Annotated in this window: 14 protein-coding genes; 6 read left to right on the forward strand and 8 right to left on the reverse strand. The window is 70.5% G+C overall.

The features are described from left to right. Positions 1 to 311 precede the first annotated feature (311 nt). Together rplQ and truA are read left to right on the forward strand one after the other, a co-directional pair. Positions 312 to 824, forward strand: a complete 513-nt coding sequence (gene rplQ / locus ACFVV1_RS26040; protein ID WP_351198931.1) for a 50S ribosomal protein L17 — start codon at positions 312 to 314, stop codon at positions 822 to 824. Between the two features lie 87 nt (positions 825 to 911). After that, positions 912 to 1766, forward strand: coding sequence for a tRNA pseudouridine(38-40) synthase TruA (truA, locus tag ACFVV1_RS26045; RefSeq protein WP_389993552.1), 855 nt, complete (start codon positions 912 to 914; stop codon positions 1764 to 1766). A gap of 22 nt (positions 1767 to 1788) precedes the next feature. Here truA and ACFVV1_RS26050 read toward each other — a convergent pair whose 3' ends face one another. Together ACFVV1_RS26050 and ACFVV1_RS26055 are read right to left on the reverse strand one after the other, a co-directional pair. Beyond that, positions 1789 to 3684 carry a hypothetical protein gene (locus ACFVV1_RS26050; RefSeq protein ID WP_389993555.1) on the reverse strand — a complete coding sequence of 632 codons (1896 nt, stop codon included), beginning with the start codon at positions 3682 to 3684 and terminating at the stop codon, positions 1789 to 1791. Positions 3685 to 3700: 16 nt separating this feature from the next. After that, positions 3701 to 4552 (reverse strand): hypothetical protein, encoded by an 852-nt coding sequence (locus tag ACFVV1_RS26055; protein ID WP_389993557.1) that lies wholly within the window; start codon positions 4550 to 4552, stop codon positions 3701 to 3703. A 67-nt stretch (positions 4553 to 4619) separates the two neighbouring features. Between ACFVV1_RS26055 and ACFVV1_RS26060 the strand changes: the two genes are divergently transcribed. The 4 genes from ACFVV1_RS26060 (at position 4620) to glmM (ending at position 9286) form a co-directional block, all read left to right on the forward strand. Continuing rightward, a complete protein-coding gene (locus ACFVV1_RS26060) occupies positions 4620 to 6239 on the forward strand; it encodes an ABC-F family ATP-binding cassette domain-containing protein (RefSeq protein WP_389993560.1) in 1620 nt (539 codons plus the stop codon). 441 nt (positions 6240 to 6680) lie between these two features. Beyond that, the gene (gene rplM, locus ACFVV1_RS26065) at positions 6681 to 7124 is read left to right on the forward strand and encodes a 50S ribosomal protein L13 (RefSeq protein WP_389993563.1); all 444 of its coding nucleotides are present in this window, start codon (positions 6681 to 6683) and stop codon (positions 7122 to 7124) included. A 44-nt stretch (positions 7125 to 7168) separates the two neighbouring features. After that, positions 7169 to 7696, forward strand: coding sequence for a 30S ribosomal protein S9 (gene rpsI / locus ACFVV1_RS26070; protein WP_266747971.1), 528 nt, complete (start codon positions 7169 to 7171; stop codon positions 7694 to 7696). Positions 7697 to 7927: 231 nt separating this feature from the next. Then, on the forward strand, positions 7928 to 9286 hold the full coding sequence (glmM, locus tag ACFVV1_RS26075; protein WP_389993566.1) for a phosphoglucosamine mutase: 1359 nt from the start codon (positions 7928 to 7930) through the stop codon (positions 9284 to 9286). A gap of 287 nt (positions 9287 to 9573) precedes the next feature. On the opposite strand, the gene ACFVV1_RS26080 is transcribed toward glmM, so the two are convergent. From ACFVV1_RS26080 to ACFVV1_RS26105, 6 genes are all read right to left on the reverse strand, one after another. Further along, on the reverse strand, positions 9574 to 10557 hold the full coding sequence (locus ACFVV1_RS26080; protein WP_389993568.1) for a DUF389 domain-containing protein: 984 nt from the start codon (positions 10555 to 10557) through the stop codon (positions 9574 to 9576). A 27-nt stretch (positions 10558 to 10584) separates the two neighbouring features. Beyond that, entirely contained in the window at positions 10585 to 11583 is a 999-nt protein-coding gene (gene coaA, locus ACFVV1_RS26085; protein WP_389993571.1) for a type I pantothenate kinase, read from the reverse strand. A gap of 289 nt (positions 11584 to 11872) precedes the next feature. Beyond that, positions 11873 to 12877, reverse strand: coding sequence for a CU044_5270 family protein (locus ACFVV1_RS26090; protein ID WP_389993574.1), 1005 nt, complete (start codon positions 12875 to 12877; stop codon positions 11873 to 11875). Next, positions 12865 to 13500, reverse strand: a complete 636-nt coding sequence (locus ACFVV1_RS26095; protein ID WP_389993577.1) for an RNA polymerase sigma factor — start codon at positions 13498 to 13500, stop codon at positions 12865 to 12867. The genes ACFVV1_RS26090 and ACFVV1_RS26095 overlap by 13 nt, the downstream gene beginning before the upstream one ends. A 63-nt stretch (positions 13501 to 13563) precedes the next feature. Beyond that, positions 13564 to 13884, reverse strand: a complete 321-nt coding sequence (locus ACFVV1_RS26100) for a zinc-binding dehydrogenase (protein WP_389993810.1) — start codon at positions 13882 to 13884, stop codon at positions 13564 to 13566. Beyond that, a complete protein-coding gene (locus ACFVV1_RS26105; protein ID WP_389993580.1) occupies positions 13885 to 14781 on the reverse strand; it encodes a helix-turn-helix domain-containing protein in 897 nt (298 codons plus the stop codon). Positions 14782 to 14789 lie beyond the last annotated feature (8 nt).

Raw genomic sequence — 14789 nt, forward strand, 5'->3', positions numbered from 1 at the left:
GGGTTTTGTCGGGTGCCCCGGGCCGGGGTGAGGCTTTGTCCTCAATCGCCGGACGGGCTTGAGTCTGGTTCGGGCGTGAGGTTTTGTTCTCAATCGCCGGGCGGGCTTGAGTTTGGTTCGGGGGTGAGGTTTTGTTCTCAATCGCCGGACGGGCTTGAGTTTGGTTCGGGCGTGAGGCTTTGTCCTCAATCGCCGGACGGGCTTGAGATGGGTTCTTGCCTGTTCGGATCTGATCTTCCGGGTGGCGTCCGCCGCACGGGAACTGACACCGGTACCTGATACGGCCGGTGCAGCACACAAGGAGAAAAACCATGCCGAAGCCCGCCAAGGGCGCCCGTCTGGGCGGCAGCGCTGCGCACGAGAAGCTTCTTCTCATCAACCTTGCGAAGGCGCTGTTCGAGCACGGCCGCATCACCACGACCGAGGCCAAGGCCCGCCGCCTGCGTCCGGTCGCCGAGCGTTTCATCACCAAGGCGAAGAAGGGCGACATCCACAACCGTCGCCTGGTGCTGCAGTCGATCACGGACAAGGGCATCGTGCACACGCTCTTCACCGAGATCGCCCCGCGGTACGAGAACCGCCCCGGTGGTTACACCCGCATCACCAAGATCGGCAACCGTCGTGGCGACAACGCCCCGATGGCGGTCATCGAGCTGGTCGAGGCGCTGACCGTGGCCCAGCAGGCCACCGGTGAGGCCGAGGCCGCCACGAAGCGTGCGGTCAAGGAAGACGCCCTCAAGAAGGACGAGGCTCCGGCCGAGGCCGTCGAGGACGCCAAGCCGGCCGAGGCCGACGCGCCCGCCGCGGAGGCCAAGGACGCCTGAGCGTTCTGAGACCACTGGACGGGCCCGCATCACCCTTCGGGGCGGTGCGGGCCCGTTCCGTATGTACTGGCAGAAAAGGATCCTTCGGTGAGTGACGAAGTGGCGCCCGGCTCCGTGCGGCTGCGGCTGGACCTGGCGTACGACGGCAAGGACTTCTCCGGCTGGGCCAAGCAGACCGGCAGGCGGACCGTCCAGGGGGAGATCGAGGACGCGCTGCGGACCGTGACGCGGTCCTCACGGACGTACGACCTGACCGTCGCCGGGCGTACGGACGCCGGGGTGCATGCCAGGGGACAGGTCGCCCATGTCGATCTGCCGGACGAGGTGTGGGCCGAGCACGCGGACAAGCTGCTGCGGCGGATGGCCGGGCGAATGGCGCCCGATGTGCGGATCTGGCGGATCGCCGAGGCGCCGGCCGGGTTCAATGCCCGGTTCTCGGCGCTGTGGCGCCGTTACGCGTACCGCGTCGCCGACCGTCCCGGTGGGGTGGATCCGCTGGTGCGCGGTCATGTGCTGTGGCACGACCGGCCGTTGGACGTCGACGCGATGAACGAGGCGGCGGCCCGGATGGTCGGGGAGCACGACTTCGCCGCGTACTGCAAGAAGCGCGAGGGTGCGACGACCATCCGTACGCTGCAGAAGCTGAGCTGGGTACGGGACGAGGCGTCCGGGATCATGACGGCGACCGTGCAGGCCGACGCGTTCTGCCACAACATGGTGCGGGCACTGATCGGAGCGGCGCTGTTCGTCGGCGACGGGCGCCGCCCGGCCGAGTGGCCCGCGCGGGTGCTGGCGGCACAGGTGCGGGATCCCGGCGTGCACGTGGTGCGTCCGCACGGGCTGACGCTGGAGGAAGTGACCTACCCCGCCGACGAGTTGCTGGCCGCACGCTCCAAGGAGGCGCGCAACATGCGCACGCTTCCCGGGGGCGGCTGCTGCTGAGAGCCGCGGGCGGGATCCCCGTTCACTCGGGGGCCGGTGCCGCTCCGCCGCCGGCCCGGCGCCGCTGCCGCCAGGCGCCCGTCAGCCGGGCCGCCACGTACAGGGCCGAGATCGTGACCACTGTCGCGCCGACCGGGCTGACGTCGCGGCCCAGCCAGCCGCGGACCGCGGACGCCGTGAACAGCAGCAGGGCCAGGACGCGGACCAGCCACCAGCGTCGTGAGCGGGGCTCGTGGCTGTCCGGGGCCGAGGGGTGTTCGCCGTCCTGGGTGGTCATGGTGGAGCGCATGCCGGCCAGCAGGCCGCGGCGGGTGAGGAGCCGGGCGTCGGGGAGGGTGTCGAGGACTTCCGGGCGGTCGCCGAAGCCCGGGGGCAGCGGGGGCAGGGACAGAGCCGCCAGGAGGTCCGACTGGTGGCGGGGCGGGTTGCCCGTGGACCGGAGGATGTGGATCAGCGGGCGGGGGTCGGTGAGGGCGAAGGCACGGGACAGGGCTTCGGCCGTGGTGGTGACCGTGGTGTGGTCGGGGGCCGGGGAGGCGGCGTTCCACTCGTGGGCGGCCAGCGGTCTGCCCTTGAGGAACAGGGTGAACCCACAGCGTTCGGGCGTGCGGCGCAGGACGAGCGTGGGCCACTTCTCACCCGTGGTGAAGTTGTCCGCCGCCGTGGTCAGCGGGTCCTCCGTGGACAGGACCGAGCGCTTGGCGGGCCGGGCCTGCGGGACGGCCTCGACGTAGGTGTGCGTGGCGGACGCCGGGGCGGTGCGGAGCGAGACGCCGCACATCAGGGCCGCCTGCGCCACGTCCGCGGGGCGGGCCGCCGCCAGCGCGACCGCGCACGGGGCGCCCGGCGCCCAGGCGGGGGTCGTGCGGGGCTGCGGGGGGCGGCCGAAGAACGGGGTCCGGGTCGCCACGTGGATACGGACGCCCGAACGGGTCTCCAGGAACTCCTGGCGCGGGTCGTCGCCGAAATACGCCCAGGGGTACTTCGTGGCATGGACGCCGATGTTGCGGAAGGCTTCCAGCCCTTCGTCCCAGCGCTCCGTACGCAGCAGCATCAGGGCCAGGTGGTTGCGGAAGCCGGCCGCCTCGTCGCTGCCCGGTTCGTACGTGGCCGAGAGGTCCAGGGCGCGGGTGACCGCCGCCGCGACGCGGGGCGCGTACGGGTCGGGGCCGGCCGGTGCGCCGGGGGAGGGGGACAGGACCGCGTACTCCAGCGCCGCGAACAGGGGCAGCGCGTGCAGTTTCGAACCGGGCGGGGCCGTATCGGCCGCGCTCTCGGCGAAGCCGAACATCTCCTCGTGCGAGCCGTGCCACTTGGCGCACAGGTACTGCAGGGCCGCGGCATGGCATCCGTAGTGGTGCGGGTCGCGCGCCAGAGCCTGCGCCCAGTAGCCGTCGAAGACCTCACGGGGGGCCTGGCTGCCGACCGCGTGGATCAGGGCGATGCGCCACGGCACGGGGTCGGCGGGGTTGAGTTCGGCCGCCCTCCCGATCACCGGCGCCGCGTCCTCCAGCAGGGCGAAGAAGGCCTGGAACTGGTCGCGCGAGACATGCCCGGCGCGTTCCGCCGTACGGATCTCCCAGGCCCGGGCGATACAGAGGTCCGCCCGGACCAGAGCCGCGTCCGGGTCCTCGGGGGATCCGGCCAGCCAGGCGTCCAGCCAGCCGGGGTTGTGCAGGGCGGCCTCGGCGAGCCGGGACACGTAACCGTCCCGCAGCTCCCACTGGGTGTGCTCACGGGTCGCGGCGAGCAGCTCGCGGGCGGGGCCGTGGTCGCCCTCGGCGGCCGAGGTCAGGGCGGTGCGCAGCGCGGCGTCCGGGGCGTCGAGGACGACGGCCTCGTCCGGCGGCAGGTCGGCGCCGATGGCCGCGCTGTGGCGCAGCACCCGGGGCAGGGTGAGAAGGAACGGAAGACGCACCAGATCCCCCGGCGGGTCAGCCGACGGGTGCGGTGGCCGCGGCCGAGGCCTGGAGCTCGCCGCGGTGGCGGATCTGACGGAACGTGAAGTTCGTCAGGTCGTCGCCGGTGGCGTAGGCGTTCTTGTCGGCCGTGGTGACGTTCTTGCCGCTGGTGTACCCGGTGATGGCGAAGTAGGCGTAGCGGCCGTAGGAGTTGGCGGTACGGCGGCAGACCGATCCGGCGGGGCAGAAGGCCGGGACACCCGCGCCGCTCAGGGGGGCGATGCTGCCGCCGGCCTGCTGGGCCGCCCTCTTGGCCTGCGCCTCCGTCCCGAAGACCGCGAGGCCGACGGTGACGGCGACGCCGTCCCTGCTGTACGTGGCCCGGATGACCTGGTCGCAGCCGTTGTTGACGAGGACCGGGCCGAGTGCGTCCTTGGTGGTCGCGGCGCAGCTCTTCGTCTGCTGGGTCGCGCCCTTGTCGTAGACGCGGTCGCCCATCGTCAGCTTCTTGCCGGGGAAGAACGCGTCGACGTTGATCGGCGCCCGGTCCTTCTTGACGTCGGATATGTAGTCCTTCGGGTCCGGCGGTGGCGGCGGCGCCACCGAGGAGAAGGACGGCTCGGGCTCGGCGGTGCTGCTCGGCAGGTCGGTCGGTGCCGGGAGCTCGCTCGCGTTCTTGCCGGTGCCGGTGGAGCCGTGGCTGCTGGTCGAGACGACCGCCGTCGCCACGATCGCGCCGACCACCGCGGTGGCGAGCACGCCGCCGCCGATCAGCAGCCACTTCTTGCGGCGGTGGCGCGCGGCGGACTCGTCGGCCAGCGCTGCCCAGTCCGGAGTCTGTGTGCCCCCGGGCCCCCAGGAGGGCCCCCCTTGCCCAAAGCTCATGCGGCGAATCCTAGACGGAACACAAACCGGTTGGGCCAGGGCTTCGCGGTCCGTGACAATGCTGGGCATGGGACATCTTGAAGCGGGCCATCTGGAGTACTACCTACCGGACGGGCGGGTGCTGCTCGGCGATGCTTCGTTCCGGGTCGCGGACGGGGCCGTGGTTGCCCTCGTGGGGGCGAACGGCGCCGGGAAGACCACGTTGCTGAGGCTGCTCGCCGGGGAGCTCCAGCCGCACGGCGGTTCGGTGTCGGTGAGCGGCGGGCTCGGGGTGATGCGGCAGTTCGTGGGTTCCGTGCGGGACGAGCGTACGGTCCGGGATCTGCTGGTCTCCGTCGCCCAGCCCCGTATCCGGGAGGCGGCCCAGGCGGTCGACAAGGCCGAGGAGCTGATCCTCACCGTCGACGACGAGGCCGCGCAGATGACGTACGCGCAGGCCCTGAGCGACTGGGCGGAGGCCCGCGGGTACGAGGCCGAGACCGTGTGGGACATGTGCACGATGGCCGCGCTCGGTGTCCCGTACGAGAAGGCGCAGTGGCGCGAGGTCCGCACGCTCAGTGGTGGTGAGCAGAAGCGGCTCGTGCTCGAAGCGCTGCTGCGCGGGCCCGACGAGGTGCTGCTTCTCGACGAGCCGGACAACTATCTCGACGTGCCCGGCAAGCGGTGGCTGGAGGGGAAGCTGAAGGAGACCCGTAAGACGGTCCTCTTCGTCTCCCACGACCGGGAGCTGCTGTCCAGGGCCGCCGAGAAGATCGTCAGTGTCGAGCCGAGTCCGGCGGGCAGCGACGTGTGGGTGCACGGCGCCGGTTTCGATACGTACCACCAGGCCCGCAAGGACCGGTTCGCCCGGTTCGAGGAGCTGCTGCGGCGCTGGGAGGAGGAGCACGCCCGGCTGAAGGCGCTGGTCCACCGGCTGCGGCAGCAGGCGGCGATCAGCCCCGACATGGCGTCCCGCTACCGCGCGATGCAGACCCGCTTCAAGAAGTTCGAGGACGCCGGGCCCCCGCCGGAGCCGCCGCGCGAGCAGGACATCCGGATGCGGCTGCGCGGCGGGCGGACCGGTGTGCGGGCGGTGACCTGCAAGGGCCTGGAGCTGACCGGGCTGATGAAACCGTTCGACCTGGAGATCTTCTACGGGGAGCGGGTGGCCGTCCTCGGCTCGAACGGGTCGGGGAAGTCGCACTTCCTGCGGCTGCTCGCGAGCGAGCCGGTGGCGCACGCGGGGGAGTGGAAGCTCGGGGCGCGCGTCGTACCGGGCCACTTCGCGCAGACGCATGCCCATCCGGAGCTGCTGGGCCACACGCTCGTCGAGATCCTGTGGACCGGGCACGCCAAGGACCGGGGCGGGGCGATGTCCGTACTGCGCCGGTACGAGCTGGAGCGGCAGGGCGACCAGCCGTTCGAGAAGCTGTCCGGCGGGCAGCAGGCGCGGTTCCAGATCCTGCTCCTGGAGCTGGCGGGCACGACCGCGCTGCTGCTGGACGAGCCGACGGACAACCTGGACCTGGAGTCGGCGGAGGCCCTGCAGGACGGTCTCGAGGCGTACGACGGGACGGTGCTGGCCGTCACGCACGACCGGTGGTTCGCGAAGTCCTTCGACCGGTACCTGGTGTTCGGCTCGGACGGTGTCGTACGGGAGACGGCGGAGCCGGTGTGGGACGAGCGGCGGGTGGAGCGGGCGCGGTGACGCGGTTGCTCCAGGTCCGGGGTGCGCCTTGTCCGGGTGGGTGGGGGTGGTGCCCCTCCGGGGAGTCTTCCCGGAGGGACCCCGGACCCCCACACGACGGCCCAAGGCGCACCCCCGCGGGGAACCCGCACCAACCAGCCCGTCCGGCGATTGAGGACGGAACCCCCGGCAGCGGGGCCGGCCAGGCCGGGGAACCCCGCTGCCGCCCGCCCGAGGGCCACGCGTTTTGACCCGTCCGGGGCGGGGCGGGTAGTCTCGTTGATTGTTATGCGTATTGGCTTCGTCGTTCTCACGCGTAGGGCCCTTACGTAGGTTCTCTGGAGCAGTTACCAGTGGCTCGCATACGGGCAGCGTCCCCGGCATTGTGAGCCCCAGCTGCATGATCGCTTCAGAGGTGCCATGTGTCTGGACCCCATCCACTGAAGAAGCGAAGGCTACGAAGTGCGTACGTACAGCCCCAAGCCCGGCGATGTGACGCGCCAGTGGCACATCATTGACGCGCAGGACATCGTCCTGGGTCGTCTCGCCACCACGGCTGCGAACCTCCTTCGCGGCAAGCACAAGGCGATCTACGCCCCCCACATGGACATGGGCGACTTCGTCATCATCATCAACGCCGAGAAGGTTCACCTCTCCGGCAACAAGAAGACCCAGAAGATGGCGTACCGCCACTCCGGGTTCCCGGGTGGTCTGCGCTCCGTCCGTTACGACGAGCTGCTCTCGAAGAGCCCCGAGAAGGCCGTCGAGAAGGCCATCAAGGGCATGATCCCCAAGAACAGCCTGGGCCGTCAGATGCTCTCGAAGCTCAAGGTCTACGCGGGCGACCAGCACCCGCACGCTGCTCAGCAGCCGGTCCCGTTCGAGATCACCCAGGTCGCGCAGTAGTTCCGGCCTCCCCCTAAGACCAAAAGAAAGATCTGAGGAGAATCGTGGCCGAGACCACTGTTGAGAACCCCGTCGAGGGCGTCGAGGGCGAAGAGGTTTTCGCCGAGGTGACCACCTTCGAGTCCGAGGTTCCCGTCGAGGGCGAGTACACCAGCGAGTCGCTGGCGTCCCGCTTCGGCGAGCCGCAGCCTGCCGCCGGCCTTGGCCGTCGGAAGAACGCCATTGCCCGCGTCCGGATCGTTCCGGGCACCGGCAAGTGGAAGATCAACGGTCGCACCCTTGAGGACTACTTCCCCAACAAGGTGCACCAGCAGGAAGTCAACGAGCCCTTCAAGGTGCTCGAGCTCGACAACCGTTACGACGTCATCGCCCGCATCTCGGGTGGCGGCGTCTCCGGTCAGGCCGGCGCCCTGCGCCTCGGCGTGGCCCGTGCGCTGAACGAGGCGGACGTGGACAACAACCGCGCCCCGCTGAAGAAGGCCGGCTTCCTCTCCCGCGACGACCGTGCGGTCGAGCGCAAGAAGGCCGGTCTCAAGAAGGCCCGTAAGGCCCCGCAGTACAGCAAGCGCTAAACCGCCTGCTCATCTGCGTTACACGTTCGCCCCGGCGGCACATCTCGTGCTTGCCGGGGCGTTCGTCTATCGGCACCCTCGGGCGTATAACGGCATAAGGCGTTCATACGCCTACTTGCCCACGTGCGTACGCACGTAGCGCTGCGGTGCTGGTTCGCCTTGCTTTCGTTTTGCTTGGCTTTGGCTTGTTTGTATTGTTTTGCGGTTTCGGAGCATCTTCGGAGGACACCAGTGGGACGACTCTTCGGCACGGACGGTGTGCGCGGTGTCGCCAACGCGGATCTGACGGCCGAGCTGGCGCTCGGTCTGTCGGTCGCTGCGGCGCATGTGCTTGCCGAGGCCGGCACCTTCGAGGGGCATCGGCCGACAGCGGTGGTGGGACGTGACCCCCGTGCGTCCGGAGAGTTCCTGGAGGCCGCCGTCGTGGCAGGCCTCGCCAGCGCGGGCGTGGACGTCCTGCGGGTCGGTGTGCTGCCCACCCCCGCGGTGGCGCACCTCACCGGCGCGCTGGGCGCCGACCTCGGTGTGATGCTCTCCGCCAGCCACAACGCGATGCCGGACAACGGTGTCAAGTTCTTCGCCCGTGGCGGCCACAAGCTCGCCGACGAGCTGGAGGACCGGATCGAGACGGTCTACGAGCAGCACCGCACCGGTGAGCCCTGGGCGCGGCCCACGGGCGCCGGCGTGGGCCGGGTCACCGACTACGCCGAGGGTTTCGACCGGTACGTCGCCCATCTCGTCGCCGTCCTCCCGAACCGGGTCGACGGGCTGAAGGTCGTCCTCGACGAGGCACACGGCGCGGCCTCCCGGGTCTCGCCCGAGGCCTTTGCGCGGGCCGGCGCCGAGGTGATCACGATCGGTGCCGATCCGGACGGTCTGAACATCAACGACGGCTGCGGCTCCACCCACCTGGAGCTGCTGAAGGCCGCCGTCGTCGAGCACGGCGCCGACCTCGGCATCGCGCACGACGGCGACGCCGACCGCTGCCTCGCCGTGGACGCCACCGGCGAGGAGGTCGACGGCGACCAGATCCTGGCCGTGCTCGCCCTCGCCATGCGCGAGGCCGGGCAGCTGCGCAAGGACACCGTGGTCGGTACGGTCATGTCCAACCTCGGCTTCAAGATCGCGATGGAGCGGGAGGGCATCCAGCTCGTCCAGACCGCCGTCGGCGACCGTTACGTACTGGAGTCGATGAAGGCCGAGGGCTACGCGCTGGGCGGCGAGCAGTCCGGCCATGTCATCGTCCTGGACCACGCCACGACCGGTGACGGCACGCTGACCGGCCTGCTGCTGGCGGCCCGGGTCGCCGCCACCGGCCGTACGCTCGCCGAGCTGGCCGGGGTCATGCAGCGGCTGCCGCAGCTGCTGATCAACGTCCGCGACGTCGACAAGTCCCGGGTCGACACCTCCCCGGAGCTGGCCGAGGCGGTCTCGGAGGCCGAGCGCGAACTGGGCTCCACCGGACGCGTACTGCTGCGCCGGTCGGGCACGGAGCCGCTGGTGCGGGTCATGGTCGAGGCGGCCGACATTGAGCAGGCACGGGCGGTCGCCGAGCGGCTGGCCGACGTGGTGAAGTCGGCACTCGGCTAGAGCGCGACAGCCGGATCACGCTGCCGTGATCCGGCTCCCTCGGGTTCGCACCCGGCTTCGGCGGTCGGCGCCCGCCTGTTGCGGGCGGTCGTCCTTGCGTGCCCGGGCGAACCCCTTGAGAGGTGAGGGGAAGCGCCACGAACCGCCCGACCCGACGATGTCGCTACTTGACGACGGTGCCACTGACAACGGGGCGGCACAGCTCCGCACCAGGGTCTGCCTCCCCCCGTGCACCGCTGAGCTTCGTCACTCCACGGACGCCCGTGCGGTCTCGACGGACAGGTCGGTCACCCGGTACCGAGGGCCTGCTCGCGCTGTTCGCCGGACGGGCTCGCGGCACAGCCCGACCGGCGACGGTGCGCCGCCCACAGGGCCTTCTGGACCAGCAGTGTCAGCGTCCCGGCGGCCACGATCCCGCCGAGGTTCGCCAGCAGCTGGGCCGTGGAGCCCGACATCTGGCCGTAGTCGCTGTAGCTGAACGCCACCGCCGCATTGGCCGCGGCCGGCACGGTGGTCACCGAGATGGCGACCCCGATCAGCGCCCCGGACTTCGCCGAGGTGAGCGAGAGCGTCCCGGCGATCCCGGCCAGGAACGCCACCACGAACGACATCGCGTCCGGCTTCCAGATGAACGCCGTGTTGGGCCGGGCCGCCTCGATCATCGAGCGGTTGAACAGCCCGAAGGCGTCCATCAGCCAGGCGAACCCGGCGGTCAGTATCATCGCGACGGCGAAGCCGCCGATCAGTGCCACCAGCGACCGCCACACCAGCCGCGGAGCGCGCTGCACCAGGGCCGTGGAGATCCCGGCCAGCGGCCCGAACTCCGGGCCGACCGCCATCGCGCCCACGATCAGGATCGCGTTGTCGAGCATCACACCGCAGGCGGCGAGCATCGTCGCGACCGCGAGGAACGTCACGTACGTGACGCTGAAAGTCGACTCCTCGTGGGTCGCCTCCGTCAGCTCCTCCCACAGCACCGCGTCCGCGCCCTCGCCCGGTGCCTCCTCCTCGGCCTTGTCGGCGTGCGCGGAGATCGTGAGGTCCATGTTCTCGACGGTGATCGAACCGGACTTGTCGATGCCGAGCCCGCGCAGCGCCGAGATCACCTCGTCGCCCGCCTCCCGGGCCACATCGCACAGCACCACGTCCCCCGCCGGGTCGCGGGCGACCCCGGGCATCACCACGAGATGCGTCGTACCGATGGTGCCTTCCACCAGACGCACCACCTCGTCCGTACGGTCGGCGGGAACGATGAGGCGCAGATGCAGCACGCGGCCACTCCCAGGAGGCTCGGAGAATCAGAGTTTGCGCAGGGACAGCCGTTGGACCTTGTGGTCCGGCCCCTTGCGCAGCACCAGAGTGGCACGGCCCCGCGTGGGCGCGACATTCTCCACCAGGTTGGGTTTGTTGATGGTCCGCCACATCGTCGCCGCGTACTCCATCGCCTCCTCCTCGGAGACCTGGGTGTACTTGCGGAAGTACGAGAACGGGTTCTGGAACGCCGTCTCGCGCAGCTTCCGGAACCGGTTGAGATACCAGGTCTCGATGTCCTCGGTCCGCGCGTCCACGTACACACTGAAGTCGAAGTAGTCGGCGAGCCCGACCCTGGTCCGCCCGTCCTTGCCCGGCAGCGCGGGCTGCAGCACGTTCAGCCCCTCGACGATCAGGATGTCGGGGCGCCGTACGGTGAGCCGCTCGCCCGGCACGATGTCGTAGATCAGGTGTGAGTAGACGGGCGCCGTCACCTCGTCCTTGCCGGCCTTGATGTCGGCGACGAAACGGGTCAGGGCCCGCCGGTCGTACGACTCGGGGAACCCCTTGCGCGACATCAGCCCGCGCGCCTGGAGCTCCTTCATCGGCAGCAGGAACCCGTCGGTGGTGACGAGTTCGACGCGGGGGTGCTCGGGCCAGCGGGCCAGCAGCGCCTGGAGGATGCGGGCACTGGTGGACTTGCCGACCGCGACACTGCCCGCGACCCCTATGACGAACGGGGTGCCGCGCTGCGCGCCGTGCCCGTTGCCCGCGTCCCCGAGAAAGGTGTTCAGGGCGCCGCGCAGGCCCGAGGTGGCCTGGACGTAGAGGTTGAGGAGCCGGGAGAGCGGCAGGTAGACGTCCCGTACCTCGTCGAGGTCGATGACGTCCCCGAGCCCGCGCAGCTGCTCCACTTCCTCGGCGGTCAGCGGCAACGGCGTCTTGTCACGCAGAGCGCTCCACTCGGCGCGCGACAGATCGACGTACGGCGTCGCTGCGTGCTCGGCACGTCGGTGGGTGCTGCTCCGTGGCGGCGAAGTGATCACATGTTCATTGTTGCGGGAGTTTTAACGGAGTGGGGGGTGGGCTCGGTCACGTGGGCGCGGTGCTCGTTCCGGGCTGCGGATACCGATTACGGCTGGGTGTTCACTTTCCTGAGCACACAGAGTTGTCCGCTGTCGGGGTCACCGATGAAGGTCCACAGGAGGGCAGAATCGACCTTGCCCCTGGCCATGAGTTCGCCACTGACGTCGCCGGGGGCGAACTCATCGGTGGGGCCGGTGCCCGCACCCCTGTGGCGGACACCGGCCCTGGTTCGCGGCTACTGGTGGCGTCTCAGGGCTTCTCGCGCTTGGCGTCGACGACGGCGGCCTTGACCCGGGCTTGGCTGATCTTGATCTGCCCGGCCTTGAACTTCTCCGTCGGAAATTGCACCTTGCCCGCGGAGGACTTGTACTCGTAGTCCTCGGTGACCACGAAGCGCATCCCGGCGTAGCTGAAGTCGTGCGGGTCGAGGAGGATCTCCCGCTGCTCGTGGCTGCCGTCCTCCTTCCGGGTGATGGCGATGGACTCGCGTCCGGCGGCGTCCTTCACCAGGTGGTCGGTGACGTGGACACCGGGGACGGTGGCCAGGGCCCGGTAGATCCGGGCGAGGGCGGCCGGTGCGATCGGGTACGCCTCGACCATCAGACCCATCGCGCGGAAGCTGTGCTGGGCCTCGGCCTCGGGCGGGTTCTCGGCGGTGTTGCCGGTCGGGTAGAACGAGCGGACCTTCGCCAGCAGCCGTGCGGGGTCGTCGGGCAGCTCATTGGCGGCCCGGTAGACCTGGCGGGACGTGCGGTAGTCGTCGTCCTTCCCGTTCTTGGCCGCGGCGGAGTTGTCGTACGGGACCCAGTTGTCGGGGTCGTACGTGATGCGGCCGACGGCCGGGCCCTTCTGGGGCGACCGGACCATCATCTTCTGGGGCGACTGGGCCATCACCGTCCTCGTGTAGATCCACTGGTCGTCGCGCGGCTCCGGGGCCGCCTCCTGCTTCTCCATCGCGTCGGCGGCCCGGTTCAGCACCTCGGCCGGGCTGTCCAGCCGCAGGGTTCCGGTGGTCGCAGCGGGTCCGGAGCGGTCGGGGGCGGCGGCATCGACGAGTTGGGTGCCGAGCACGGCCGCCACGGTGATCGCCGCGGCCGCGCCGACCGAGGCGATCCGCCAGTCGGCTCTCAGCCGACGGGCACGGCGGCCCGAGGCGACGGCCCGGGTGAGCCGCAGCCGGCCCGGGGCGAGTGCGGAACGGTCGGGTACGGGCGCGTCCGCGCGCAGCTCGCGCAGCCGGGTCATTTCGTCCATGACGGGGTCAGCTCCATGACGTCGGGTGTGAACGAGGGATCCATGTCGAGCGCCTCACGGACCTTGCGGCGGGCTCGATTGAGCCGCGACCGCACGGTGCCGAGCGGGATGCCCAGCGCCTCGGCGACCTCCTGGTACCCGAGGTCGGCCCAGGCGACGAGCAGCAGCACATGGCGGTCACCGGGCGAGAGCGAGACGAGCGCCCCGGCCAGCGGTGCCTGCGCGGCGATCCGGTCGTCGGAACGGTCGCTCCAGGACGCGGCCACCGGGTCCTGACCGGTACGGGCCAGGGCCCGCAGTCCCCTCTCCTCGCTGCGCCGGTGCTTGCCGATGAGGTTCGCGGCGATGCCGTACAGCCAGGGGCGGGCGTTGCGATGCGTGCGCTCGTAACGACGCCGGGAGCGGAAGGCGATGAGAAAGGTCTCCGCCGTGATGTCGTCCGCCGCGCCCTCCCCGAGGCGGCGGGCGGCATAGCGGTGGATGTCGGGAGCGTGGCGGTCGTAGAGCCCGGCGAAGATCTCGGGATGCTCCAGCGACTGCGCGATGACCTCGGCATCGTCCTCGGGACTGGCTGGTGGTCCGGTCACATCGGCTCCTGGGGGCTCGGCGGCTGAGCGTGTCATCCCTTGTTGCCCGCAGGGCGCGGAAAGGTTCACAGGATTTCGGAGCGTCTTGGTGCGACGCCGTCACCTCACCGTCAGCACCGCTTTCCCCCGCACCTGCCGGGCCCGCAGGTCCTTGATGACGTCGGCGGTACGCGACCGGTCCCGGACCGAGCCGACCTCCGGGTGCAGCCGGCCCGCGGCCACCAGCCGGACAAGCGCGGCGAGGTCGTCTCCGTACGTGACGTCCGAGCGGGTGTAGTCGAAGTGCGCGATCCGGGCCTGGGCGGGCCCCTTGAAGAAGGGGCGGGGCAGGACGCCCCGCCGTCGCCCACCTGCTGCGCACCGCAGCCGATACGGCCCGCACGGGGGACTGGCTCCGATCGCCGGATGCGACGGCCACAGCTACGCCGTGAGCGGCAACCCGCTCTCGCAGTCGCGGCAGTTGCCGGGGGTGGGGGAGCGGAAGGCGCGGTCGCAGTGGTTGCAGTTCTGGAGTGGGGTGGGTTGGTGGAGGGGAGTGCGTGGGGGTGGGAGGAGGTGGGTGAGGCGGTGTCGGAGGAATTTGGCGGGGTGTTTGAGGGGGTGGGGGAGGTCGTTGGTGAGGGCGTGGCGGATGGCGGCGGGTGTGGCGCCACGTTCGTACCAGGTGGCGACGGCGGGTGCGAGGGCGTGGATGTCGCGTTCGGTGAGGGTGAGTTGGGGTGTATTGCGGTGGAGGTCGGTGAGGAGGGCGATGGCGGCGTGGTGGCGTTGGGGGAGGGGATTGTCGGGTTGGGGGAGTGGCGGGGGTGGGGGTTTGGGTGCGGTGGGGGCGGGGACGTGGGGCGGCTGCTCGGGTGGCGGGGGTGCGGGGGCTGGGGATGCCGGGGCCGGGGCTGGGTGGCTGGGCTTGGGGCGTCGTTTGGGTGCGGGGACGGGGCGGGCGTTGGCGGAGCCCGGCTGGTTGTACGAGCAGGTGCGGGTGATGACGCGGCCGTTGGGGAGGCGTTCGCGGGTGCGTTTCAGGTAGCCGTGGGCTTCCAGTTCGCGTAGTGCGGCGGCGATGCGGGCTTCGCTTTCCGGGAAGCGTTCGGTGAGGGTTTTGATCCCGATCTTCGCGCCGGTGGGCAGCGACTGGATGTGGGTGGCGAGACCGATCGCGAGGAGGGAGAGCTCGCGGTGCTGGGCGAGGTGGTTGCCGACCACGGTGAAGCGGCTGGTGTGCCGGGAGTTGTGGTGCATGACGCCGGATGACGGCGTGGCGCTCCCGGGAACGGGAGACGGGGCGCGTGAGGGCGCGCTAATCTGCTGGGTATCCATCGGGAAGG

Source organism: Streptomyces sp. NPDC058092, assembly GCF_042884935.1.
Taxonomy (GTDB): domain Bacteria; phylum Actinomycetota; class Actinomycetes; order Streptomycetales; family Streptomycetaceae; genus Streptomyces.

Bases quoted from the DNA above. Each gene is read 5' to 3' on its own strand.
- rplQ (WP_351198931.1), top strand. From the start codon at position 312: ATGCCGAAGCCCGCCAAGGGCGCCCGTCTGGGCGGCAGCGCTGCGCAC.
- ACFVV1_RS26055 (WP_389993557.1), bottom strand. From the start codon at position 4,552: ATGAGCTTTGGGCAAGGGGGGCCCTCCTGGGGGCCCGGGGGCACACAG.
- ACFVV1_RS26060 (WP_389993560.1), top strand. From the start codon at position 4,620: ATGGGACATCTTGAAGCGGGCCATCTGGAGTACTACCTACCGGACGGG.
- ACFVV1_RS26090 (WP_389993574.1), bottom strand. From the start codon at position 12,877: ATGGACGAAATGACCCGGCTGCGCGAGCTGCGCGCGGACGCGCCCGTA.
- ACFVV1_RS26095 (WP_389993577.1), bottom strand. From the start codon at position 13,500: ATGACACGCTCAGCCGCCGAGCCCCCAGGAGCCGATGTGACCGGACCA.
- ACFVV1_RS26105 (WP_389993580.1), bottom strand. From the start codon at position 14,781: ATGGATACCCAGCAGATTAGCGCGCCCTCACGCGCCCCGTCTCCCGTT.